The sequence below is a fragment of the Leptospirales bacterium genome (assembly GCA_019694655.1).
In the GTDB taxonomy this organism is placed as follows: Bacteria; Spirochaetota; Leptospiria; order Leptospirales; family Leptonemataceae; genus SSF53.
Map to the genome: position 1 here is coordinate 194,498 of JAIBBN010000002.1, position 23,954 is coordinate 218,451.

Here is a 23,954-nt window from a genome sequence, read left to right on the forward strand (position 1 = left end):
CGTCTAAAATAGATAGAATCGATGAGTGTTCGGAGCGAATCATGAGCGGCGAGTCCTGGGAGCAGTGGCTTCAACAATTGCTTGAGCAGCCTGATACGGCCTATGATCGGGCGGCGGAGGATGGGCGCGCCCGGGCCCGGCTCTTCCGGCTGGAAGAGGGCCTTGCCGCTCTTTCCGCTCTGGCCTCCGAGCAGGCGTTGCCCGAGGATGATTCGCTGGCCGCAATGGCCGATGCACTTTCCAGAGGGGAGCAGCTGCCGCCGCTGACTTCGGCGCAAATGGTCACAATGCAGCGTATCCTGGAACTCAAGCGACGAATGGCCGGAGAATTGGCGCCACTGCCGGAAGCTCTTGCGGCCGCGGTGGACCGCGGCCTTGGAGTCGAAACTCCCCCTCGGAAAACGCCAGATCTGATCATTGAATTGGCAGGCGCCGGCCTGCGCGCAATCCGACAGGTCCTCAGCGGCCTCTCCCTGGAAAACGCAGCGCCGGTCGCTGTCCGAAATCCAGCGCTTGCCGAAACCTTGCGCCGCGTAGAACTCATGGATCAAGCGCGTACGCGCAGCGGAGACAAGGCAGGACTGAGCTACAGCTTGCTGCGCGAATCTGAAAGCAGCGTTACACTTCAGCTTTCCGCGGCGGCGCCCAGCGCTACCCGCATCGAATTGCGTCGGGATGGTCGAATGATTGATTCCCGTCAGTCAAATGGCGCGATAGAAGTGGAATTTGCTAAACTGAGCGCCGGCCAGTACGAATTGCAGTTGAGCGGCGGCCTGGATCGGACGCTTGTTTTCTGGATCGAGGCCTGACCGCCGCTGGCATCGCGCTGCCAAACGTTTTCAGCTATTTACAGTCAGGGAAGGCGCAGAGGCGCTGGCGTAAAGCTCCGTAATCTGACCGCCAGTGGAAAAGTAAATGGCGCGAATCTGTTCCATCGCCGCCAGACTATCGCGCAATTCCTGGCTGTAGCGCACCCGAAAACTATCGTGGGCTCGAATTACAGTAGGATTTTCTTCGCCGCGATCCATGAGATGGAAGTAGACGCCAATAGCGCCGCGGTGATTGCGCAGTATTGCCTGCAGTTGCCCAAGGCAGGCGGCATCAAGCGCCGCACTGCTGAGCTTCAGATGCAGCGCCTTCTCCTGCCGTTCCTGCAACAGTTCCTGATCCAGGGCGCGAACGCCTTCAACAATAACTGACGGCGTCCCTGTTTCCTCTCGTTTCTCTACGATGGCGCTGAAAAAGAGCGGATGGTCCTTCTGGAGGTCCTTGCGTACTCGCTCCAGGGCTTGCGGAAAAACCACCGCTTCGATTGTACCGGTCAGGTCCTCGATTTTCAGTCGAGCCATCTCCTTTCCCTTCTGAGTCAGTCGCAACTGGATGTCATTGATCACTCCAGCAATTTCAGCGCGCGCTCCAGATGCCAGTTCGCCCAGTCGTTCAATGGGAGCTGCTTTGATCCGCTTCAGCGTTTGTTCGAAGCGCTTGAGCGGATGCCCGCTGAAATAGAATCCAAGCACGTCTTTCTCAAGTCGCAGCAATTCATTTTGTTCCAATTCCAGGGCATCTTTTCCGCGCGGCACTGGCTCGTGGACTTCCTGATTGGCGCCGGGCAGCGCTCCAAAAAGCGAATCCTGACCTGCCAGGCGATCTTGCTGGATGCGGTGGCCGTGGGTCATGGCCAGTTCTACGCTGGCCAGCAGCGCCTTGCGCGTATAGCCCAGGCTTTGAAAAGCGCCGGCCTGCACCAGCGACTCGATTGCCCGGCGGTTGCAAAGCCGTAGATCGGCAAGTTCTGCAAATTGGAAAAAGGATTCAAAAGCGCCAGCCGGCGCTGTCTTGCGAGCCTCAACCAGGGTCTCCATGGCTGGGATTCCGGCGTTCTTGATGGCGCCAAGTCCGTAGCGTATGGCGCCATCACGGACCACGCTGAAGGAGACTTCACTGGCGTTGACATCCGGCGCCAGCAATTCAATGCCCATTGCTTTGCATGCCAGAACGTAGGGGATGACATCCTCCGCCTTGCCAATGGCCGAGTTGAGAGCGGCGCACATATAGTCGGTCGGATAGTTGGCCTTGAAATACGCGGTCTGGTAAACGACCATCGCGTAAGCAGCCGAATGGCTCTTGTTGAAGCCGTACTCCGCAAATTTAGCCATTTGGTCGTAAAGATCGCTGGCGAATTTCTCCGCATAGCCTCGCTGGCGGGCGCCTTCCACGAATTTCAAACGCATTTCAGCCATTTTTTCGGCAATCTTCTTGCCCATGGCTTTGCGCAGGGCATCGGCCTGACCGGCGGTAAAGCCGCCGATGATGCGTGATATCTGCATCACCTGTTCCTGATATACGATGACCCCGTAGGTATCTTCCAGGCACTCGCGCAAATCGGCATGTGGATAGTCGACCTTCTCGCGGCCTTTCTTGCGGTTGATAAAAGATTCGGCCATCCCGGCCTTCAGCGGCCCCGGCCGAAAAAGTGCAATCAGAGCTACAAGATCTTCAAATCGAGAAGGTTTGATGCGCATTACAAATTCGCGCATTCCGCCGCTGGATTCCAGTTGGAAAACGCCGGTGGTCTCGCCGCGACCGAGCAACTCGTAGGCTTTGGCGTTATCGAGAGCGATGGTTTGCAGATCGATTTCTTCGCCCAGCCGTTGACGGATTCCACGTAAAGCGTGATCCAGGATTGTCAGGTTTCGCAACCCGAGGAAGTCCATCTTGACCAGACCGACGTCGGTCAGGGCGCTCATGTCATACTGCGTAACCTGGACCCGCTCGGCGCCCTTTTCGCCGGCGCGCGCCGCCACCGTTGCCAGGGGTACAAGGTCCTCAAGAGGCTGCGGTGCAATGACAACGCCGGCCGCATGGACGCCGGTTTGACGGACATTGCCTTCCAGGGTCAGCGCTACTTCAAAGAGGCGACGCTGTGTCTCGCCGCGCTCCGAATAGGCTTTGAGTTCGCTGGAGCTGTCCAGCGCTTCCTGTAAGGAGATGTTCAATACATCCGGGAACATCTTGGATAGATTGTTGGCCTCGTCGAAAGGTATGTTCAGGACGCGGGCGACATCCTTGAGGCAGGCCTTGGCAGCCATCGTTCCGTAGGTAATGATCTGACCTACACGATCGGCCCCGTATTTCTCGCGTACGTAGTTGATGACTTCTTCACGCCGATCAGCGCAGAAATCGACGTCAATATCCGGCATCTCCTTGCGGTCCGGGTTCAGGAAGCGTTCAAAAAGCAGTCCATAGCGCAGCGGATCGATGTCGGTGATTCCCAGGGCAAAGGCGACCAGGCTACCCGCAGCAGAGCCGCGCCCTGGACCAACCGGGATGCCGTTGCGCTTGGCCCAGTTGATGAAATCCTGAACAATCAGGAAGTAGCCGGCGAAATCCATACTGCTGATTACGCCGTACTCAAATTCAAATCGTTCGCGAACCGCCGGACTGATCTGGCCATTGTATCGCTTTTCCAGCCCCTGCCAGGCCAGTTCGCGCATGTAACTGTCAAGACTGTGACCGGGCGGCGTTTCGAAGCGTGGCAAGAGCGGATTGCCAAAGTCAAATTGCAGATCGCACATCTCTGCGATCAGCGCAGTATTGTGAAAGGCCTCCATTGCGCCGGGATAGAGCAGGGCCATTTCGGCCGGCGACTTGACATAGAACTCGGAGTTGAAGCCGAATTGCAGCGGATCCTCGATGGTCTTCTTCTGGTTGATGCGCAACAGGATATCCTGGGCCGCTTGATCCTGGCGACGCAGGAAGTGAGCGTCATTGGTCAGCGCCAGTTTCATGCCATTGCGACGCGCCAGCTCAAGGTTGCCCTTGAATACAAGCTCCTCCTCAGGCAGACCATGCTTCTGGATTTCCAGAAAGAAGCGATCACGGCCAAAAATATCCAGCAACTTGCCGGCGACGCTCTGGGCCTGGTCTTGTTGTCCATGAAGCAGTTTGCTCTGAACCTCGCCGCCAAGGCAGGCAGTCAAACAGATCAAACCTTGCGAATGCTCGGAAAGCAAAGCGTAGTCAATACGTGGCTTGCGGTAGAAGCCCTCCGTATAGGAGCGACTGGCCAGTCGGATCAAGTTTGCGTAGCCTTCCCGATTCGCTGCCAGCAGAATCAGATGGTAGTTGTTGCCGTCGGCCAGACGCTCGACGTGCTTTTTTTCTTTACGGCTGCCAGGCGCGACGTAGAACTCACAACCAATGATCGGCTTTACTCCGTGTTTGACTGCCGCCCGATAAAACTCGACTGCGCCAAACATGTTGCCGTGATCCGTCATGGCGACGCTGTTCATGCCAAGTTCACGAACATGACGCATCAACGAGTCGATTCGAATGGCGCCATCCAGCAGGCTATACGATGTGTGCAGGTGCAGATGCGCAAACTTCAAACCGTCCGAATCTTGTGCTGCGGCGGGAGGGGTTGAGATGTCAGCGGGCATGAGCGCTTCCGGGTCCAGGGGACATAATGGCCAGGGGCATGGTCCGCTGCAAGCATCCAGCCCGGAAAAAAAATGGGAGGCCAGAAGGGCGTGAGCGCTCTGGCACTTCGCCTTGCGGCCCAGCGACTGGGAGCGCCAGTCCATCAGCTCCTATATTGGAGGAAAACCGGACTCTTGAGTCCGGGTCCCGGGGGCCTGGACTTTCAGGATCTGGTTCGGATTCGCTTTATCGCCGCCTGCCGGGAGCGCGGTCTTTCCCTGCAGCGTATTCGCCGGGCAATTCGCAGCCTGAAGATACAGGACCAGTCGCCGGCCAGCGCTGATTGGAGCAGCAATCTGGAACTGGTTGGATTGGACCTGTTGCACCGTGAGGCGGATCGATTGGTACAACTGGAAACCGGCCAGATGTTTCTGCCTTACCAGCGCAGTCAATTGCTGGTTTTTCCGGGATCGCAGCAGCTGGCAGAGAATGCTGAACTCAAAGAGCTGGAGGGCGAGTATCTGCGCGAAATGGAGAGCGGCGATTTTCAGCGCATCCGCCGCGCTCTGGAGCGCCTGCTGCGGATACGCCCCGACCACCTCGCGGCGCTGATCGAATTCGGCAATCTCTGCTTTGAGTTCCGGCGCTACGCTGATGCGCTTCGCTACTATGACGCCGCGCTGGAGCTCGAACCAAACTGCGTCGAGGCTATCTACAACTCTGCCAACATTCATTTTCGGGAGAAGCGCTTTGCCGCCGCCATTCGCTGCTTCCAGCGCTGTCTGACGCTGGACCCCGAGTTTCCCGAGGCTTATTACAATCTTGGCCTGCTATATTACAATCTGCGCTACCTGGAATATTCTACCGAATGCCTGCAAAGTTATTTACGATTGGATCCCGATTCTGATTGGTCGGATCTGGCTCGCGGCTACATTGCCGAAATGGAGTCGCTATCGAGTCTCGGCGGCGAAGCGGATCTTTTTTCCAGCTCGGGAGGCGGCGCCGATTGATGGCGCTGATACAACCCTGGATACATCGGAAGAACTGGAAAGGGCGGCGGCGGTCTTCCACACCATGAGCTTGGTGCAATTGCGACGTTCGCATAGCGCTATCTGCCAGCTTGACCAATCGGTCATTGAACGCTTTGTTGAAAAATATTCGGACTTCATAATCTTTTTGCTGAGCGTTTCGGACCGCACCCGGGCCCGCGAACTGCTCGATCGCCTGACGGACCACTCGCTCATTTACATCGCTGAGGAAGAGCTGCGCGGCGCATTGATCGGGGAGATTGCCGCTGCGGCTCGCGATGGCAGGGACTTTCTGGATTTCTCGCTCTTTCTGGATCTCGTGGACCGACCGCCAGCAGCGGGACCGTTGCCGGACTGCGTAGCTCATGTGCTGCAGATGGCCGCGACAGGGGGAGGCGCCGCGCGGCCGCTGGCCGCGCTGGAAAGCGTACCGCCTCTGCGACGGTCAGCGGCGCTCTCTGGCATATTGCAGCGCAACCGTGCTGTAGCCCTGGGGCTTGTCGCATATGCCAGCCGCAATCTGCGTTGTGCGGCCATGGACGCACTGCTGGAAAAATCCCCCGATCTGCTGGCATTGATTCCGGCGTCGCGCTTCTTTGAACGCTTTACCGAAGAGCATTCCGCCTACTTGCCCATCGCCCTGCGGCACCATTTGCCTGATGAAGTGCAGCGGACGCTGCAGCAATTTGAAGAGTTCTTCCGGCAGCAGGCAAGTTCACTGGAAGAAATCCGCCGTCTGGCCGCGGAGACCCCCTCCGCGGAGCGGCGATCGCGCCTTCTGGACCTCATTTATTCGCTGCAATTGAAATTGCAGGGGCCGGCGGCGGATCTGGTAATGCAGGAATTTCTCAAGCTAGGCGCGCTGGACGAAGCCGACCTGGATCTCCTGCGTCGACTTCGCCAATCGCGTTGATTGCCCACTCAGGCGGCAAAGAATTCAGCGCGCCGAATTTCGGCAATGTGGATGCTGGCCCGTACTCCAATGCGATTGTTCTGTATGACGACATCGCCTTCCATGCAGCGATTCTTGTCCAGTTCCACCACGGCGCCGTCGCGCAGGTGCAGGATGATGTCGATTCCTCTGAAGTCGATGTACTGGCGTAGTTGTTTGCGAAACTCGTTATCGGTAACTCTCATTCGGCGGCTCCCAGCAGCGTATTATGTCTGATCAACTTAACGGTACGATTGGCGCGGAAGTGCAGCAAAAAAGTAAACGCCGCGGGAAAAGCAGCGACGTAGCATTACATATATTTAGTACTACGTAGTAAGAACCCTGGCCGGGGCGCCGGGCCCCTCCGCCGGCGCCCGAATCCGACGCCGACAGCGGGGGGCTTCCGGCGGCAACGGGCGGCGCTGGCCGGCATCGGACGGGGATTATGCCGCTTGACCGCCAGGCGGGCGGCGACGATTGTGGCGGTTTGCAGAGGGAAAGCACGGGGCCCGCAGGCCGGAGTGGGGAATGATTGGAATTACCGTAAAAGATGGCGAGTCAATCGACGCAGCACTGAAGCGTTTCAAGCGCGAGTGTGTCAATGCCGGCATTCAATCGGAGATCAAGCGTCGCGAATACTATGAAAAGCCTTCCGATCGCCGGAAGCGCAAGCGCGAGGCCGCCGTCCGCAAGCGCGAGAAGAAGCGGATGATGATGCTGAAGAAGGACAAAGTCTAGAAAACGAGGGCGGCTGTGGCCACTCTAAGTGAGACAATACAAAAAGACCTGCTGGCAGCAATGAAGGCGCGCAGCGAAGTGGAACTATCCACGCTGCGCATGCTCAAATCGGACATCCAGTACGAGCTGACGCGCGACGGCGCAGAATCGCTGACGGACGAAAAGGTGCTGGAGCTGGTGCGACGCGGCATCAAGCGTCGTCGGGAATCGATTGAACAATTCGAGAAGGGCGGTCGCGCCGAGCTGGCCGCTCAGGAAAAGGCCGAGATGGCGGTTCTGGAGCGCTACCTGCCGCCCTCCTTATCTGCAGATGCTATTGAACAGGTAATTGCTGAGGTCCTGGCCGCCAACGCCGGCGCATCGGCGGCGGATACGGGAAAGATTATGGGGCAGGTCATGGGCCGCCTCAAAGGTCAGAATGCAGACGGCGCATTAGTGAAGTCCCTGGTTCAGAAGCGTTTGCAATCTTGAACGGCGGCCGGCGCCGTAAAGCCGGATAAGTCAAATGGCAGCCGACTTCAAAGAGCAGGTCCTGCAGGCTGTCCCCATCGAGTCTTACATCGGCCGCTATACTGCGCTGCGCAAGGCCGGTAAGACCTACAAGGGCCTGTGCCCATTTCACAAAGAAAAGACGCCATCCTTTACTGTGAATCCGGAACGCGGTCTGTTTCATTGCTTTGGCTGCGGCAAGGGCGGCGACCTGATTGCATTTGCAATGGAAATGGATCGATCCACGTTTCCAGAAGCGCTGGATACGCTGGCCCGCTTTGCCGGCATCGAACGACCAAAATCAACGCAAGGCAATGATCCAAGGGAGCGATTGTTTGCTACCAACCGAACAGCCAGTAAGTGTTTTACTGACTTCCTGCAAAGCGATCAGGGCGTTGAAGCTCGCCGCTACATGAGTGAACGGGGCATCGGCGCCGAAATGGCGGCCAGGTACGAACTGGGCGCGTCGCCAAGGCAGTGGGATTGGCTGTCGCAAATGCTGGTCGAGCGCCGCGACGAGGCCCTCGAGCTGGGACTGTTGCGCCGTAACGAGCGCGGCGATGTCTACGACTTCTTTCGCGGACGATTGATGTTCCCGATCCATGACGCCGCCGGACGCCTTGCTGCCTTTGGCGGACGCATTTTGCCTGGCGATGAAAGTCCGGCCAAGTACGTAAATTCGCCGGAATCGCCGGTCTTTCACAAGGGTCGAACGCTCTATGGATTGCATCAGGCTGCCGCCGCCATTCGCACCCGAGGCGAGTGCCTTTTTGTGGAGGGCTACCTGGATGTAATCGGTCTGGCGCAAGCCGGTCTGGGGTACGTCGTCGCGCCGCTTGGAACTGCCGTCACTGCCGAACACCTTGCACTGGCAGCGCGCTATGCGCAACGACAGATTGCAATTTTCGATGGCGATCGCGCCGGGCGAAGCGCCGCCCTGCGTTTCGCCCGCCTGGCGCTGGGCGCCGGATATACCGAGGCTTTTGCTATCCTCTTGCCTCCAGGTAAAGATCCCTTTGACTTATCGCAGCAATTGAGGCCCGCCGACTGGGATCAGCTGCTGGCCGCCCGCGTCCGCGTCGACGCGCTGCTCTTGCTGGAGTGGCTCTTTCCGGATCTGGCCGCAACGCTGGCGCCCGAGAATTTGACGCCGCCAGAGTACGCCGCTTTTGTAGCTGAGCTGTATGCCGGCCAACGTCTGGATTTGCTGCCCGCCGGACTGGAACGGCGTAGCGCCCTGGATCGCTTGTTTCGTTCCGCGGCGGAATTGGAGCGTGAGAGCGATCGATTGCTGATGCTCGACGCCGGCGCGCGACTGCTGACCCTTGATGGTAGCGAAGTGCGAAGGGAATTTGGAGCGCAGCACGCCGCGTCGCTGCGCAGTCGGCCCGGCGGCAACTCAGTGGCGCCGTCGGCAGGACCAGCTCCAGCCGCCGAGGAAGGCAGTCGGCCGGCGGCCGCTTCGGTAGATCCCGCAATGAGCCGCGTTGAGCGAGCGCTGGTTGCAGAACTGGTCTGGGCGCCAGCCGCTGCTGCCGAGCTGAGCGCTGAGCTCAAGGGTCTGGAGCTGGAGGATTCGCTGGCGGAACGGGTTTGGCGTCATCTGGAAATGCGCCTCTTGACTGGCCAACTCTGGCCGGCGGGCGATCTACGGCGACTGGAGCTGCCAGCGGATGCCCTGGCTTTGTTTTCCGGCGAAGGAATGCAACGGGATTCGAAGTCGGAACCGGATCGCGCCGTTGCGGCGCTGCGAGAACTGTTGCGACACCGCTCTATCCTGGCGCTCAAAAAAAATGTGGGCGAGCTGGACCGCCGCTACATTGTGGCCGACTTGGTGGAAAGGGCCCAGATTATGGAAGAGCGGAATCGGTTGCTCAAGGAGCTGAAAGCCCTTGAGTTTGGCCGACGCAGCGTTGGTCCGCTCTGATTCTTCCGCCGGCGGAATTCCGCGCATACTGGCAGTTTCTTTTTGGTCCTTCAGGATTCGATAATAGAGCGACGGGCAGGCAGCTGCCAGATCTGGCCGGCCAAGCGGCATCGTCGCCAGAGTGGCGAGCCGACGCGGCTTGAGTAAGATCAACAAATTGGCAGAGAAGCAGGGTTAGCAGCGATGGCGATGGAGGATTTGCCTGAGATTCAAAAGATCATCTCGATAGGCAAAGCGAATGGCGAGATCACCTACGACGAAATCAACGAGTATCTTCCGGAGAAGATCGTCAACTCGGAGAGAATCGAAGATGTTTTCACGCTGCTGAACCAGCTGGGCATCGAAGTCGTCGAGGAGTATTCCAGCAAGGCTGCTGAGGAGCCGCCTCCGCCTCGCAAAGAGACGCGACCGGGCGCCAAGAAAAAGAAAGACCAGGGCAACGCTTCGATCAGCGACGATCCAATTCGACTGTACCTCAAGGAGATTGGCAAGGTATCCCTGATCTCTGGCGACAAGGAAGTATTCCTGGCCAAGCGCATCGAAAACGGCGAGAACATCATTGAGGAGACGATACTGGAATCGTCGCTTCTGCGCGCGAACTTCCTGAAGTTGATGTCCAAGATCCGATCGCGGAAGATCCGCATTTCGGACGTCGTTCGCATTAACAAAGCCTACTACATGAGCTCCTCGGAGCTCGAGAAGCTGGAAAAGAATTTCTTCGAAAAAATGGAGATCATCTCCGTCGAAGAAAAGAAGCTGCAGGAGGCGCAGTCCCGGCTGCGCAAGTACGTTGAGAATTCCCGCAAATGGCGAGAGTTCAAGCAGAAGGCCGATGAAGCGCGGGCTATCATTAACGAAGCGGTGCGCAGCGTTGGCGTTTCTCAGAAAGAGATCCAACGCATTTCACAAAAGATCAAGTCGATGGTTTTCCGCATCAAGGAAATCCAGCGTCATTTTCTAACAATCAAAGCTCGCTACGGCCGCGATGTGCGGGAGATCAAGGCTTACAATCGTTTCATTGAAAAGAACGAGAATCTCGACCTCATCGAAAAGGAAATGAACGTCGATATCGACGAGGTGCGCGAAGTCATCAAGGATATCCGCAACAACGAACGCAAGCTGCGTCGAATGGAGCAGGAGGCTGGTTCGCCGATCCAGGATATTCTGCGCTGGGGCGAATCTTTGAACAAGGGCGAGCGAGAAATCGCCCAGGCCAAGAAAGAACTGATCAAAGCGAACCTGCGTTTGGTTGTCTCCATTGCCAAGCGTTATGCCAATCGCGGGATGCACTTCTTTGATTTGATCCAGGAAGGAAACATCGGACTGATCAAGGCGGTCGACAAATTCGAATACAAGAAGGGCTATAAGTTTTCCACTTATGCCACCTGGTGGATCCGTCAGGCCATCACGCGCGCTATTTCGGACCAGGCGCGCACCATCCGCATCCCCGTGCATATGATCGAGCAAATCAACAAGGTGGTCCGTGAAACGCGTCTTTTCCTGCAGGAGACCGGGCGCGAGCCGACCAATGAGGAAATCGCGGAGCGTCTGGGCTGGCCGGTACAGCGCGTCAAGCAGGTCAAGAACGTTGCACGAGAGCCGATTTCCCTCGAGGTCCCGGTTGGTTCGGAAGAGGATTCGGAGCTAGGCGATTTTATCCCGGACACCGAAGTGGAATCGCCGGTCAACGCAACGGCTCATCGATTGCTTTCGGAACAGATTCGCACTGTGCTGAACACTCTGCCTGCTCGCGAACAGAAGGTTTTGCGCATGCGCTTCGGCCTGGACGACGGTTATTCGCATACGCTGGAGGAAGTCGGTTATGTCTTCCAGGTGACTCGCGAACGGATTCGCCAGATCGAGGCCAAGGCTCTGCGCCGGCTGCGGCATCCGTCGCGCAGCCGTAAGCTGAAGGACTATATCGATTGAGCGAAGCTCCGCCGCGCCGCTACGCCTTCAGCCATCGGCATGCCGTGGCGTGGGGCGATATGGACGCACTGGGCCACGTCAACAATGTGGCTTACGCGCGCTACTTTGAGATTGTCAGGGCAGAGTTTTTTCGCTCCACTCAGCTTGGCTTTCGGGCCGATCAAAATCAAGATGTAATGCTGGTCATGAGCGGACTGCAGCTACGTTATCGATCACAGGTGATATGGCCGGCGGTTCTAGAACTGACACTGCAGCCCTCGCAGATTGGGTCGCGCACCCTGCATCTGGTCTGCAGCATGTGGGACCAGGAAGATCGCTGTGTCTGCGAAGGACGTAGCGATCATATCTGGGTGCATCGCGATAGCGGAAGGCCAGCGCGCTTGCCTTTGTCTTTTGCGCCGCTGGCCGAGCAATTTCGAAAAGAACTGCAAGACGCCGGTTGATACTCTCAGGCCGCCGAGGCCTCCTGCAAAGCGGCCGCCAGGCGCAACAAGCCGGGTCGTGCGTTTTTCCGATAACACAGATAGATGCTTCGCTCCACAAACAACTCCGCTAATGGCAAAACGCCCAGTCGCGAGGTGAGCGATAACTCTGAAAGAAATCCCAGGCCCAACCCTGCTTCAACGCTTTGAATGACCGACTCGACGCTGCGCAGCTCCATTGTTGCCTGCATGACAAAACCGGGACGCAGGCTGCGCAGGCGCTTTTCTACACTGCGCCGGATGGCCGAGGCGGGGTGAAAGAGAACAAAACTCTCGTTGCGAAGATCTTCGAGCTTCAGTCGTTTGCGCCGCAACAGCGGATGGTTGCGCGCGGCCACCGGTACAATTCGATCGGAGCGCAAGGCGCTGCGAACCAAATCGCTTTCGCTACTGGCATCGCTGAGAATCCCGAGGTCAACAGCGCCGCTGAGCAGCGCCTCGCGGGTTTCCAGGGCGTCGCCCTCTTGAACACGGAGCCGAAGCCCGGGATGCTTGCGATGAATGGTTTTCAACAAGGCCGGCAGCAAATAGGCGGCGGCTGTGCCTCCGCTGGATATGGAATATTCTCCAGCCAGCTGACCGGGCTCTTCGCGCAGCGCCTGGGCCAGTTCGCGCCATTCCTCTTCGATTCTCCGCGCATATTCCGCGGCTATCTGACCGGCGCCCGTCAGCCGCGTCTGCCGCGGTCCGCGTTCCAGAAGTCGCTGGCCCAGTTCGCGCTCCAGCAGTGCGATTTGCCTGGAGAGAGCGGGCTGGGTTAGACCAAGCGATGTTGCCGCTCGCTGAAAGGCGCCGCGCCTGGCGATTTCCAGAAAATAGCGCAGTTGTCGGAACTCCATGACCTATAGCGAAACGTTATAGTTAGAATAACAACAACTTATTTGATTTATACTTTGACCTGTGCTAGTTTCTCTTCCAGTCGGCATCGTCATCGTTGGCGAACCGAGGGAGTGGCATTGTGGCCGGAAGAACGCTGTACGACAAGATCTGGCAGGAACATCTGGTAGCCGAGCCAGCAGGGCAGGCGCCGCTGGTATATATTGATCGACATCTGGTTCATGAAGTAACCAGTCCTCAAGCCTTTGACGGCCTGCGTATGAACGGTCGAAAAGTGCGACGTCCGGATCTAACCTTTGCCACCATGGATCACAACGTCTCCACGCGTTCTCGCGATTGGGGGGCGGCGGGCGATATTTCAAAGAAGCAGATGGAGACGCTTTCAAAAAACTGCGCAGAATTTGGCATTCAACTCTATGATCTGAATCATCGCGACCAGGGGATAGTCCATGTCATTGGACCAGAACTGGGCCTGACCTTGCCAGGCGCCACCATTGTCTGCGGAGATTCGCACACCAGCACTCATGGCGCCTTTGGCGCGCTGGCCTTTGGCATTGGCACCAGCGAGGTCGAGCATGTCCTTGCTACACAAACGCTGCAGCAACCGCGCGCCAAAAATATGCTGGTTCGAGTAGAGGGTAAGTTGCGCGCGGGCGTATCCGCCAAAGACATCATTCTGGCAATCATTGGAACGATCGGCACGCGAGGCGGCCAGGGCTATGTCATGGAATATGCCGGCGAAGCAATCCGCAATCTGAGCATGGAAGCACGAATGACGGTTTGTAACATGAGTATTGAAGCAGGCGCTCGCGCCGGTTTGATCGCCCCGGATGAGAGTACCTTTGCCTACCTCAAAGATCGTGATCTGGCGCCACGCCAGGATCAATGGAACGCCGCAGTTGATTACTGGCGCACCCTGTACAGCGATCATGATGCCGTCTACGATCGAGTTGTCGAATTGCGCGCCGAGGAAATCGAGGCACAGGTTACCTGGGGAACGAATCCGGCGCAAGTGGCGCCGCTTTCCGGCGCCGTACCCGATCCTGCCCGAATGACGGATGCGGCGCAGCGCGAAGCAGCAGCGCGGGCCCTGAATTACATGGGCCTGCAAGCGGGCCAGCCGATTCGGGACATTGAAATCGATCGAGTGTTCATTGGCTCCTGCACAAACTCACGGATCGAAGATTTGCGCCGGGTTGCGGCGCTGGTAAGCGGTCATCACGTGGCCAGCAAGGTTCACGCAATGATTGTTCCCGGATCCGGACGCGTGCAACGGCAGGCGGAAGCAGAAGGGCTGCATAAGGTCTTTCAACAGGCGGGCTTCGAATGGCGACTGCCGGGCTGCTCCATGTGTCTGGCAATGAACGACGATATTTTGGAACCAGGCGAGCGCTGCGCCTCAACCTCCAATCGGAATTTTGAAGGACGCCAGGGCCGAGGCGGCCGCACCCATCTGGTCAGCCCGGAACTGGCGGCGACAGCGGCGATCCTCGGTCGTTTTGGCGCCCCTGAAGAATTGAGCAAGGCAGCAAAGTAGCATCGAAAGGAGAACAGTATGAAGGCGCTTCAAAAACACCAGGGACTGGCTCTGCCGCTGAATCGCTCCGATGTCGATACGGATCAGATCATTCCCAAGCAATTTCTCAAGAAGATTGAACGGACGGGATTTGGCGTCCACTTGTTTCATGACTGGCGTTTCCTCGACGACGAAGGTCTCAAGCCGAATCCCGAGTTTGTGTTGAACCAGCAGCGCTACCAGGGCGCATCGGTGCTGGTAGCTGGCGACAATTTTGGCTGTGGTTCAAGCCGGGAACATGCGCCCTGGGCGCTTGAGGACTACGGATTTCGAATTGTTGTGGCTCCCTCGTTTGCCGACATCTTTTACGGGAACTGCATCAAGAACGGCATGTTGCCGGTGCGACTGCCAGCCGCCGACGTTCAAAGCATCATGAACTGGGTGGAAGCCAACCCGGGGGCCGAGATTGCCGTTGATCTGGAAAAGCTTGAACTGCGCGCCGGCGCAGACGTCTATAACTTCGAAATCGATCTGTTCCATCAAAAGTGCCTGCTGAACGGTTGGGACGACATTGGCTTGACCCTCACTCGCAGCGCCGAGATTGATCGATTTGAGAGCGACTACCGTGCAAAGCGTCCTTACTACGCAGAAATGGCGCAAAGCGCCAGCATCGGCCCGGGTTAAAGCTGCCCTGTTGTCTGTTGCGCTTGCGGGCGCCTGCCTGGGCAGTGTGGAAGAGCAAATTCCTCCACTTGGGCTGAGCGTTCAGCGCGGCGACAACGGCGACCTCATTTTGCGAGCGACGGCGCGAGCTTCCAGCGAAGCCATCGATTCTGGAAGTCTGGCCCGCAAACAGGTTAGCGCCTGTGAGGCCGCCAGAGTTCTGCTGGAGCGCGAGCTGCGCAGCGAGCAATACCACTCTGTAAGGCAGAATTTTGCCGTCGGCGGCGTCTTCCTGCTGCAGGCTAATGAATACTGCAGTATTGTCGGCCTTTACAACCCTTCGGGCGTGGTTCAGACGCGTCAGACGGCCGGACCGCCTGTGCAACTCGATCTGCAATAGTATAGACCCCGAGCGCGCCTCCGCTTTACTGGCGGCCATGCAAGCAGTGTTGCTCGATGGCAAAACGCTCAGTGAAACGATCCGCGCCGAATTGAAACAGCGCTTGCATCAGCTCGGCGCGAGGACGCCCACACTGGCGACCATTCTGGTCGGCGCCGATCCTGCTTCTGCTACCTACGTGCGCATGAAGGCCAAGGCCTGCGAATCCATTGGCATGAATTCGCAGCGCGTCGAATTACCGGAGGATTGCAGCACGGAGCGGTTGCTGGAAACGATTGACCAGCTCAATGACGATCGTCGAGTCGCCGGCATACTGTTGCAGCACCCGGCGCCGCCGCAAATTGATGAACGCGCCGCCTTTGACCGCATTGCCATTGAAAAAGATGTGGATGGAGTGACGACGCTTGGCTTCGGGCGTATGAGCTTCGGCCTTCCTTCCTTTGCCAGTTGCACGCCCGCCGGAATCATGCGCTTGCTGGAAGCTTACCGTATTCCGCTTCGCGGTCGTCACGCCGTAGTGGTGGGCCGCTCGGCCATCCTGGGCCGTCCCATGGCTGCCTTGCTTCTGCAACAAGACGCCACGGTAACCATTTGCCATTCAAGAACCGAAGGGCTTCCTGAACACGTGGCGCGCGCCGACATTGTGGTGGCGGCATGTGGCAAGCCGCGGCTGGTGCGAGGCGAATGGTTGAAACCAGGGGCGGTGGTCGTCGATGCCGGTTACAATCCTGGGAACGTAGGCGATGCAGATTTTGAAAGCTGCAGCCAGCGCGCTTCGCACATTACGCCAGTGCCCGGCGGCGTTGGACCGATGACCATTACGATGCTATTAGAACACACCGTCCGTTCGGCCGAACAATCTTGCGCCAACGAAAAGACCACTGCCTGAAAAAAGCCGGCGCCCTCATAGCGCCGGCTTTGGCCCTTATACGCCAGAGCGGAGCGATTAGCCGGCTTTTGGCGCCCAGGACATACAATGTCCGGTGCTGGCAACCGGTCCGGGGAACAGCTGGCATCCGCCGCAGCCGGAACCAGCCGGGGCCTTATAGAGCTGGCAGTTGCCGCAGCTCTGTCCTGCGACCTCGGATTGCTCGGTATATTTCAGACTTGGGACCATCGTAGAGCGTTGCGCTTTTTCCGCATCGCTCAGCGCCGAAAGGTCATTACAGGATTCCGCGGCAGCTCCGCCGCCAGCAGCCTCTTCAGGACGCTTTCCGCAAGCGGCCAGGAAGCCAGCCAAACCGATGGTGGCGACTCCGGCTGTTGCGCCGCGGACCAGAAAATCCCGGCGGGAAAGTTGCTTTTCATTGCTCATGTAATACCTGCCTGTACCAGCTTGATGCTGGATGGATGGTCCAGCAAGACGGCGCGACCGATGTTGAAAACCTGTTTTGGGAGTCCCGTGAATCCGCGGACAATTTTGAGATTCAATCTTAAAGAACGGCAAGAACTCCGATGCCGCGGATCTCAATTGCGATGAATCAAGCGATCGATCAAGATTGCTGCAGCAACCGAGGCATTCAATGACGCTGTGGCGCCGCTCAGGCGGATGCTCAAGATGTAGTCCGCTCGCTCAAGAGCCAGAGGTTTGACGCCATCGCCCTCGCTGCCGATGACCAGGGCCAGCTCGCCTGCCGGCGGCAGAGCAGAAAATTCATCATGCCAGAAGAAGGGCTGCCGGAGCTCTCTTTCTGACTGCTCCAGATCGGCTGCGCTGGCCGAGGCGCAAATCCAGCGACCACAGTCGCCGAGCGACCGCTGCACCGAATTGAGATTGCTTTCTTGAAAAATGGGAAGGTGCGCCGTGGCGCCGGCGGCAACGCGATGCACGGCGGGAGTCATTGCGGCGCCCTTGCCGGTTAGAATCAACCCGCCGACGCCCAGGGCCTCGGCGCTGCGTATGATTGCTCCCACATTGTGAACATCCTGAAGGCGATCCAGAACGATCAGCAGATCTTGTTTGGCGCTGGCCAGGTCTCGCCAGTCGGCCCCCTGTCCAGCGGGAAGGGGCCGTCGCAAGCGCAAGGCAATTCCTTGATGTCGCTGGCCGGGAAAACGTCGCTCCATGTCGCGTTGCTTGCAGTGATGCAAGTGCTGAGCGCCCAGTCGGGATTCAGCCATTCGACGCAGCTCGGGAGGCGCACGATCGCTGAGTACAGCCTCCAACACCTCCGCCGCAGATTCGGGGGCAAGAAAGGACTGCGCCGCCCGGCGCCCGAAGACCCAGTGTTCGCTTACTTCCATTGCCAGACAACGCCTGCCGGAGTGTCTTTAATGGCCACGCCCATTTGATCCAGTTGCAAACGAATGGCGTCGGCCTGCGTAAAATTTCTGGCGGCGCGCGCCAGCTGTCGATCTGCGATCAGCGCCTCAATACGCTCCCGCTGCTTCTGGTCAGCGCTGGCGCTTGATCCGGGAATCGGCGGATCCGCGCGCAACAGATCCAGCGTTCGGTCCGCCTCGACAAGAAAGTTCAATGCCGCTGCGGCCTGTCCGGCATCCGGTCTTTGCGATTCCAAAAGGATATTGAGCTCGCGAACAAAGTCGAATACCGCCGCCAGCGCTCGCGAGATATTGAGATCATCGTCGAGGGCATCTCCAAAAAGTCGGAGGCTTTCGGCCGATAGGGCGCTCCAGGGACTGGTGGTTTGCTCCGGGACTGCAGCCGATTCGCCACATATTTCACTGAGGCGCTCTGCCGCGCGCCGCAGCCGCAAAATGGCCTGTTCGGCTGCAAGCAGGCCATCGAATGTAAAATTCAGCTTTTGTCGATAGTGGGTGGCCAGTAGCAGGTAGCGAATGGCAACGCCCAGATTGCCACGCTCATAGATGCGCAGTAATTCCTCCGGGGCGCCTCGGCCGAGCAAATCCTTGATCCTTTTTGCATCACGAAAATCTACCATCGCATAGAAATTTCCTGCTGACTTAGACATTTTCCTGCCATCGACCAGCAGGTGTTCATTGTGCAGCCAGTAGCGAACAAAGGCGCCTTCTGGATGACTGCACCGGCTTTGGGCAATTTCGTTTTCATGATGCGGGAACAGCAGGTCGATGCCGCCGGTGTGTATATCAACGCCCTGCGGCCCAAAAAGGTCTTGAATCATGGCCGAGCACTCAATGTGCCAACCTGGTCGGCCGCGGCCCCACGGGCTGGCCCAGGCCGCCGCGTCGTCGGCGGACGCAGCCTTCCAGAGTGCAAAATCGCGCAAGTCCTCCTTTGTGTACTCGTCTGCATCAAAGCGACCATCGGCCGCAGCGCGCAACTGCTCTGGATCAATGCGCGACAGTCGCCCATATTCTGAAAACGTGGCCAATCGAAAGTATACGCTGCCATCTGCGACGTAGGCATGCTGACGACGCTGCAGCTCCGCTATCATCTCCAGCATCGCTGGAATGTGCTCGGTAGCTCGCGGCCGGTGCTCGGGCGCAAGAACCCGAAGAAAATCCAGATCTTCGAGAAAAGCCTCAATGAAGGGCGCTGTGTATTGGTCGATCGGCATCCCGCGCTCCGCCGCGCGCTGGATGATTTTGTCTTCAACGTCTGTGAGGTTAATGGCCTGCTTGAGGCTGTAGCCGCGGAATAGAAGGTGACGCCGCAAGAGATCAACAAAGAGAAAGGCGCGAAAGTTGCCAATATGCGCGTAGTCGTAGACTGTGGGACCGCAACTGTAGATTGCAACAAAATCCGGTCGCGAGGGGCTGAATTCCTCTTTGCGCCCCGTCAATGAATTATAGAAACGCAGCGCCATGATGCCGGTCAGGTGTTGGGCGACGATTGCGCTGTCAAGCTGGCGTCATTCCTCCGGATATACGCTATAAATTGCGCCATAATGCAGGAAGTTCTGGTAGGTAACGCGACAGTAGTTGCGCGCCTCCTCAGAAGGCAAGGCCTCCAGAAAATGGTAGAAGTCTCCCTTGTACAGATCGCGTTTCCATTTACGCAAATTTCCGGGGCCGCCGTTGTAGGCGATTGCCGCCCAGCGAAAATCGCCGCTGTTGCTGCGCATCAAATCGGCAAAAAAGGCCGCGCCCATTTTGATGTTCAAAGCAGGCGCCGAGAAATCTGCGCCTGGCGCGCCGAAGCGGCGCGCCAGCCAGCGACCGGTAGCAGGCATGATTTGCATCAGGCCGCGCGCACCGGAACGACTGACAGCGCGCTCCACAAACATGCTTTCCTGACGCATCAGGGCGTAGACGGCATACTCGGAGATATTGTATTGTGCGGCGTTCTGTTGCACCTCGCGTCGATAGGGACGGGGGTAGAGGCTTTTCAGCAGGGGGGCTGGTTGAGTAAAGGGATCCTCGGCCATTCCGGACTCGCGCATGTACAGCCGCGCGTAGTACACTGAGATGTTGAGATGACCGCTGCGCAATCCGAGAGCGGCCATTACTGCCGAGCGATCCAGTCGCGTCAGTCGATTGCGGTAGCGTTCTTCGAAAAACTCGGCGCCAAGACCGGTTTCGCCCAGTCGGTAGAGGGCGACAATCTCCTCCGGGGGATCAAACTCGCCGGAGGAAATTGCCTTCCACAGTCGCAGGCCATCGTAGCTTTGATAGCGCGCGGGATCCTGTCTGGCCAGGAAGCGCCACGCCTCTTCGCGCCCGCCATAGCGCGATAGCCATTGGTAGTAGCTTTCTTTCCCGCTTACCTGATGCCAATCGCGGGCGTAGTCCCCGCCGCGATTGAGATCCCAGAAGGCGCCGGAGTAGAAGCTGCCCGGCATCCAGCGATAGAACTCCGCCGCCAGTTCTTGCGCTCGCTGAGCCTGGTTGTTTTCCTGTAAGTAGCGATGGTACCAGTATACGAAACGTCCGCGGGCAGTACCAGGCGGCAGCGAGGCCTGCGTTTTTCGCCAGCTTTGTTCCGGGGCCCAGCGAATGTGTTCCGCATCCGGACCAATGAGCAGACGAACCAATGAATCCTGAACCGCAAAATTGGAAGGGTTGGCCTTGAGGTAGGCAATCAATTCATCCAGCAGAGCGTCGTTGGAGGCGTCCTCCTCCAGCAGCTCGATGTAGCGCTGCCACATCGCCGGACGGGCGGGCATCAGGTGACGATGTTGACGCAGCAGATTGAGGGCCGCCTGTTTCTGACCGTTGCGAATCAGGAGCGCCGACCAGGCGTCCACGATGTGCGGCTGCTGTGAAAGGAAGGTGTAACTGCGTTCAGCAAGCTGTGGCAGTCGAGGCGCCTGTCCGGTGAGGGCCAGAAATTCGCCGTCTCCGCGAAGCCTGGCCACGTTGGTTGTAGCTACAATCTGATCGGCGCTGACCAGATTTCGCAGCGACTCTCGTTCGGCCCTTTCCAGTTTAGTTCCAAGAGCAATGAGATCGCGGGCCGGGCTGCCAAAACCGGGCGCCTCGCTTCCGCTAAATATGCCAGGAAAATTGCGACGAATTTCCTGGAGTGCGCTGCGGGCTTGCCAGTCTGCGTCGCTATCTCTTGCCGCGGCCAATAGATAAGGGAAGGCGCGATCTTTCTGAGCATTGCGCAGATAGACCTGCCCGCGCAGCAGATCCAGCGCAGCGGAGCGATATCGACGCGATTCGGCCAGTGCGGCCGCGGCGGCTATATCTCCCTTTCGCATTCGTAGGCCAATGAGCTGGGCATAGACCTTGCGATTGAGCGGATCCTCTTGTTCCAGCGAAATGGGCCCCAGCAGCGCCAGTGAGAGTTCCGTCAGATCCCGGCTATCGGCGATGCTGGCCGCCTTCCACAGCGCCAGGCGCGCCGAAAAACTGGCAATTTCGGAGCGAGGCCCGCGTTCCAGGCAGGCCTGGAGTTGCGCCAATTCCGCCGACGGACAGCGTATCCCTGCCAGTTGCAGCAGCTGTGTAATGCCGGCCAGGGCGGCTGCGGGGCTCGACTCGGCATGCGCCGTAGCCAGCGCCAGCGCGTAGCGCTCATCGAAGCGTTGTGGCGCACGCTGCGCATAGCGAGCCTTGATTTCCTGCCAGCGCTCGCCACGCAGCTGTGCAAAAATGTCGCTTTCCGGCCCCTCGGCGGCCAGTTCTGGCGCGCAGGCAAGGAGCGCAGCAAGCACGCACAACCAGGAAGCGCGATCCAAGAAGGCCATCCCCGCCAATTGTCGGCCTGCAATTCGACCGTCAGCGCGTTTTTTGTGGCCGCACGAGGCCCTTTCATCGATACGTACTTCAGATGCCTGCTGCCCGCCAACAAGGCGCCAGTCTACGCTCGCTGCGATTACGACCGGCGGCGCCTCCCACCGAAAGCTGGAGTTTGCACTTCGAACAGAAGCTGCTGCCTGGGCTGCGCAGCGAAATCCATATGGCCCATGCTGTTCGACCCGGCCTCGACGGCTTCCCGGCGCCGTGCCTGCATCCCTTGACCTACCTCCGGGCCAGTCGACTGCACGATCTGGAATTCCGGGCCTCGCTGGAAAAGGGCCTTGATCCTGCATATCGAGCGTTGACACGCAGCGGCGCGCCCTTGCGCGCCGGACTGCGACAACCCCTGGCGCGCGCCCTCGCATTGTATTCATTTGCGCGAATGCGCGCCGATTGGCTGTATTCCCTGGCCGTTCGCGAAACGGAACGCGAGAATCCGGATGCAGGGATACTGCAGCTGGCATCGTTCTATGCGTTGTGGCAAGGGCAGTCCAGCGCAAGCGCCTGGTTTCGGCGGCAGGTCCTTCAACCCGAAGCGTACTTCGAACTGGCAATGCAACTGCTGGCCCCGCAAAAGAAGAAGAGCCAATCCGCTTCTTCAACGGAGGGCGCCGGCGCCGGGGTGCGCCGTCTGTTATGGCTCGACGCCGCTGCCAGCAGCGAACGCGTTTCGGAGGCTTATATCATTCGTCGTAGCTCGCGTAATCCGCCGGTCGACGCCGAGGACCTGTTTGATCTTTTCGTTCAGCTCTGGCAGCGCGGGATGCTTTTTCGAGCGGCGCGCTTGCTATGGCGTAGGATTCGGCTGATGGGCGCTTCGCCTGCGATTTGCCACGAGCTGGCTATGCTGGCGCTCAGCAATGGTCGCCTGAGTGCGGCGCTGCGCGCCCTGGCTGCGGCGCCTCCTTCCGACCAGGCCGCATTGCTTTTGCTGTGTCGAGCGACCGTGGCGCTCGCTTGCGCAGCGCCAAGGAGCGGCAATTTCACGCCTGTCCCTGCATCGCTTGGTGGTGCGCTGCAGGGATCAGGAGCGTCCAACGCGCTGCTCTGGCTGGCAGCGCAGGGCGCGGATGACGCCCGATCCGCGGAGTTGAGCGGCCAGCTGGTCAGCCTGCAGCGCGGTCGCGGATGGGACGCACAACTGGCGGCGCTGGCCATGGCGGCAACGGAAAATCCGCCGCTGGAAGCATTGACCATGCGCTGCTGCGCTTTGATCAGTTCTTTTTCCATTCCGGCTCGTCTGCAATTGGCGGCATGGATAGCGTCGCGCGATCCGGAACTGTCTCGACGCCTGGCAACAACTGGCGGCGAAGTCTGGCGGCAGCATCAGCTTGCTGCGGCGCTGGCGCAAGCGGGCGACGCCCCTGGGGCCTGGAAACTGGTTCGCCGTCTGCTGCAACGCGCGCCAAATAGCAGCATCCTGCTGGAAGATGCAGCCTTGTTGCTGCGCGCCCAGGGCGCCGAGCAGCGGGCTGCGGCTTTTGACGCTAGGGCGAAGGCGGCTGGTGAACAGGAGGAAATGGCCGGGGAAAAGTGATTGTCAGGCTTGCTTCCCGTCCGTCATTTCACGGCTGTGCCGGTATCGCTCAGTCCAGAACAAAAAGAAGAAGCGGAAAAACTGCTTCGCTACCTGAAGCAGATGGAAGGAATCATCCGCACCACGCCAAATGCGGAGCAGAAAGCGCGCGTCTCGCGCGAGATGCAACGTTACCGCGAGAAATTGGGCGGCTTCCTGGCGGGGAGGGATGTCAGTCGCTTCACCGCCGATCAGCTGCGCGGAGAGCTGGGTCTGGGAGATTCTGAATCTGCAGCGCCGATTGCAACCTCGCCGGCTGGACGGTCAGTGACCGACTACAGCATATTGCAAAAGTTCCCTGTCCAGAAGGCCTCGCCCAACAGCACGGATCCCGACATCAATCTGCTGGCGACGCTCTGGCATACAATCAATGACGAGTATTGGCCGGCGCTTTCAGAATTGCACTGCAAACTGGATTTTTCCCACAGTGCAGAGCGTGAAGCGCTGCGCGCCGGACTGGAAAATATCTCGCGAAATTTGAAGGTACTGGTGGAGACGCTGGAAGAATACGCCGGCGCGGAAAAGCCAGATTTCCGGGAACAATTGCTGAAGATGAAGAATCGCCAGAGCCGCGCCTTCATCTTCGATAGCAATGAAGCGCTCAAAAAATTGCGCGATTTTCTGTCCAAGCTGAACGACGACATTGCTGAGCGCGGCGGGATTGTCATAAACAAGACAGATCGGTTGAAGTTCAATTCCCGCTTTGAAAAAGCCACGGTGCTGGAGAACCGTACCCTGGCTGAAGGCCTGCAAGAATTTCTGCAATTTACAGTAGAGGCCATTGAAAAGCTGAATTTGCCCACTTTGAAGGCAAAAGGCCAGGGCGCCAGCTGAGCGCCCGTTGCCTTCCGAAGCGTCCAGAAAAGGCTTTTCGAGTCAAGGCAAGC

General features: G+C 58.4%; 21 protein-coding genes. 14 read left to right on the top strand and 7 right to left on the bottom strand.

Annotated elements, in window-relative coordinates; translation table 11 throughout:
- The first annotated feature begins 41 nt into the window (after nucleotides 1-41).
- Nucleotides 42-809 (top strand): hypothetical protein, encoded by a 768-nt coding sequence (locus K1X75_04140; GenBank protein ID MBX7057229.1) that lies wholly within the window; start codon nucleotides 42-44, stop codon nucleotides 807-809.
- A 30-nt stretch (nucleotides 810-839) separates the two neighbouring features.
- On the opposite strand, the gene dnaE is transcribed toward K1X75_04140, so the two are convergent.
- Nucleotides 840-4,442, bottom strand: coding sequence for a DNA polymerase III subunit alpha (dnaE, locus tag K1X75_04145; GenBank protein ID MBX7057230.1), 3,603 nt, complete (start codon nucleotides 4,440-4,442; stop codon nucleotides 840-842).
- A 90-nt stretch (nucleotides 4,443-4,532) separates the two neighbouring features.
- Between dnaE and K1X75_04150 the strand changes: the two genes are divergently transcribed.
- Together K1X75_04150 and K1X75_04155 are read left to right on the top strand one after the other, a co-directional pair.
- On the top strand, nucleotides 4,533-5,432 hold the full coding sequence (locus K1X75_04150; GenBank protein MBX7057231.1) for a tetratricopeptide repeat protein: 900 nt from the start codon (nucleotides 4,533-4,535) through the stop codon (nucleotides 5,430-5,432).
- A complete protein-coding gene (locus K1X75_04155) occupies nucleotides 5,356-6,363 on the top strand; it encodes a hypothetical protein (GenBank protein MBX7057232.1) in 1,008 nt (335 codons plus the stop codon). The genes K1X75_04150 and K1X75_04155 overlap by 77 nt, the downstream gene beginning before the upstream one ends.
- An 8-nt stretch (nucleotides 6,364-6,371) precedes the next feature.
- Here the strand turns inward: K1X75_04155 and K1X75_04160 are convergent, their stop codons facing one another.
- The gene (locus K1X75_04160) at nucleotides 6,372-6,587 is read right to left on the bottom strand and encodes a hypothetical protein (GenBank protein ID MBX7057233.1); all 216 of its coding nucleotides are present in this window, start codon (nucleotides 6,585-6,587) and stop codon (nucleotides 6,372-6,374) included.
- A 322-nt stretch (nucleotides 6,588-6,909) separates the two neighbouring features.
- Between K1X75_04160 and rpsU the strand changes: the two genes are divergently transcribed.
- The 5 genes from rpsU (at nucleotide 6,910) to K1X75_04185 (ending at nucleotide 11,907) form a co-directional block, all read left to right on the top strand.
- The gene (gene rpsU, locus K1X75_04165; protein ID MBX7057234.1) at nucleotides 6,910-7,119 is read left to right on the top strand and encodes a 30S ribosomal protein S21; all 210 of its coding nucleotides are present in this window, start codon (nucleotides 6,910-6,912) and stop codon (nucleotides 7,117-7,119) included.
- A 15-nt stretch (nucleotides 7,120-7,134) separates the two neighbouring features.
- Nucleotides 7,135-7,590 (top strand): GatB/YqeY domain-containing protein, encoded by a 456-nt coding sequence (locus K1X75_04170; protein ID MBX7057235.1) that lies wholly within the window; start codon nucleotides 7,135-7,137, stop codon nucleotides 7,588-7,590.
- Between the two features lie 34 nt (nucleotides 7,591-7,624).
- Complete coding sequence (gene dnaG / locus K1X75_04175) at nucleotides 7,625-9,535, top strand: DNA primase (GenBank protein ID MBX7057236.1); 1,911 nt, start codon at nucleotides 7,625-7,627, stop codon at nucleotides 9,533-9,535.
- A gap of 189 nt (nucleotides 9,536-9,724) precedes the next feature.
- Nucleotides 9,725-11,464: an RNA polymerase sigma factor RpoD gene (rpoD, locus tag K1X75_04180; GenBank protein MBX7057237.1), complete on the top strand. Its 1,740-nt coding sequence runs from the start codon at nucleotides 9,725-9,727 to the stop codon at nucleotides 11,462-11,464.
- Nucleotides 11,461-11,907 (top strand): acyl-CoA thioesterase, encoded by a 447-nt coding sequence (locus tag K1X75_04185; protein ID MBX7057238.1) that lies wholly within the window; start codon nucleotides 11,461-11,463, stop codon nucleotides 11,905-11,907. Before rpoD ends, K1X75_04185 begins: the two co-directional genes overlap by 4 nt.
- A gap of 5 nt (nucleotides 11,908-11,912) precedes the next feature.
- Here K1X75_04185 and K1X75_04190 read toward each other — a convergent pair whose 3' ends face one another.
- On the bottom strand, nucleotides 11,913-12,785 hold the full coding sequence (locus K1X75_04190) for a LysR family transcriptional regulator (GenBank protein ID MBX7057239.1): 873 nt from the start codon (nucleotides 12,783-12,785) through the stop codon (nucleotides 11,913-11,915).
- Nucleotides 12,786-12,904: 119 nt separating this feature from the next.
- On the opposite strand from K1X75_04190, the gene leuC reads away from it, so the two are divergent.
- The 4 genes from leuC to K1X75_04210 are packed head-to-tail and all read left to right on the top strand — an operon-like array spanning nucleotide 12,905 to nucleotide 16,251.
- Nucleotides 12,905-14,320: a 3-isopropylmalate dehydratase large subunit gene (gene leuC, locus K1X75_04195; GenBank protein MBX7057240.1), complete on the top strand. Its 1,416-nt coding sequence runs from the start codon at nucleotides 12,905-12,907 to the stop codon at nucleotides 14,318-14,320.
- An 18-nt stretch (nucleotides 14,321-14,338) separates the two neighbouring features.
- The gene (gene leuD / locus K1X75_04200; GenBank protein ID MBX7057241.1) at nucleotides 14,339-14,983 is read left to right on the top strand and encodes a 3-isopropylmalate dehydratase small subunit; all 645 of its coding nucleotides are present in this window, start codon (nucleotides 14,339-14,341) and stop codon (nucleotides 14,981-14,983) included.
- A 46-nt stretch (nucleotides 14,984-15,029) separates the two neighbouring features.
- Nucleotides 15,030-15,362, top strand: a complete 333-nt coding sequence (locus K1X75_04205; protein MBX7057242.1) for a hypothetical protein — start codon at nucleotides 15,030-15,032, stop codon at nucleotides 15,360-15,362.
- Between the two features lie 37 nt (nucleotides 15,363-15,399).
- Complete coding sequence (locus tag K1X75_04210) at nucleotides 15,400-16,251, top strand: bifunctional methylenetetrahydrofolate dehydrogenase/methenyltetrahydrofolate cyclohydrolase (protein MBX7057243.1); 852 nt, start codon at nucleotides 15,400-15,402, stop codon at nucleotides 16,249-16,251.
- A gap of 57 nt (nucleotides 16,252-16,308) precedes the next feature.
- Here K1X75_04210 and K1X75_04215 read toward each other — a convergent pair whose 3' ends face one another.
- The 4 genes from K1X75_04215 to K1X75_04230 all read right to left on the bottom strand — a co-directional run bounded on the left by K1X75_04215 (nucleotide 16,309) and on the right by K1X75_04230 (nucleotide 21,439).
- Nucleotides 16,309-16,677, bottom strand: a complete 369-nt coding sequence (locus K1X75_04215; protein ID MBX7057244.1) for a high-potential iron-sulfur protein — start codon at nucleotides 16,675-16,677, stop codon at nucleotides 16,309-16,311.
- Nucleotides 16,678-16,829: 152 nt separating this feature from the next.
- A complete protein-coding gene (locus tag K1X75_04220) occupies nucleotides 16,830-17,606 on the bottom strand; it encodes an RNA methyltransferase (GenBank protein MBX7057245.1) in 777 nt (258 codons plus the stop codon).
- Nucleotides 17,597-19,111, bottom strand: coding sequence for a cysteine--tRNA ligase (gene cysS, locus K1X75_04225; GenBank protein ID MBX7057246.1), 1,515 nt, complete (start codon nucleotides 19,109-19,111; stop codon nucleotides 17,597-17,599). Before cysS ends, K1X75_04220 begins: the two co-directional genes overlap by 10 nt.
- A 45-nt stretch (nucleotides 19,112-19,156) precedes the next feature.
- Nucleotides 19,157-21,439: a transglycosylase SLT domain-containing protein gene (locus tag K1X75_04230; protein MBX7057247.1), complete on the bottom strand. Its 2,283-nt coding sequence runs from the start codon at nucleotides 21,437-21,439 to the stop codon at nucleotides 19,157-19,159.
- 83 nt (nucleotides 21,440-21,522) lie between these two features.
- Here K1X75_04230 and K1X75_04235 point away from each other — a divergent pair, with 83 nt between their 5' ends.
- On the top strand, nucleotides 21,523-23,028 hold the full coding sequence (locus K1X75_04235; GenBank protein ID MBX7057248.1) for a hypothetical protein: 1,506 nt from the start codon (nucleotides 21,523-21,525) through the stop codon (nucleotides 23,026-23,028).
- 36 nt (nucleotides 23,029-23,064) lie between these two features.
- Nucleotides 23,065-23,901 carry a hypothetical protein gene (locus tag K1X75_04240; GenBank protein MBX7057249.1) on the top strand — a complete coding sequence of 279 codons (837 nt, stop codon included), beginning with the start codon at nucleotides 23,065-23,067 and terminating at the stop codon, nucleotides 23,899-23,901.
- Nucleotides 23,902-23,954 lie beyond the last annotated feature (53 nt).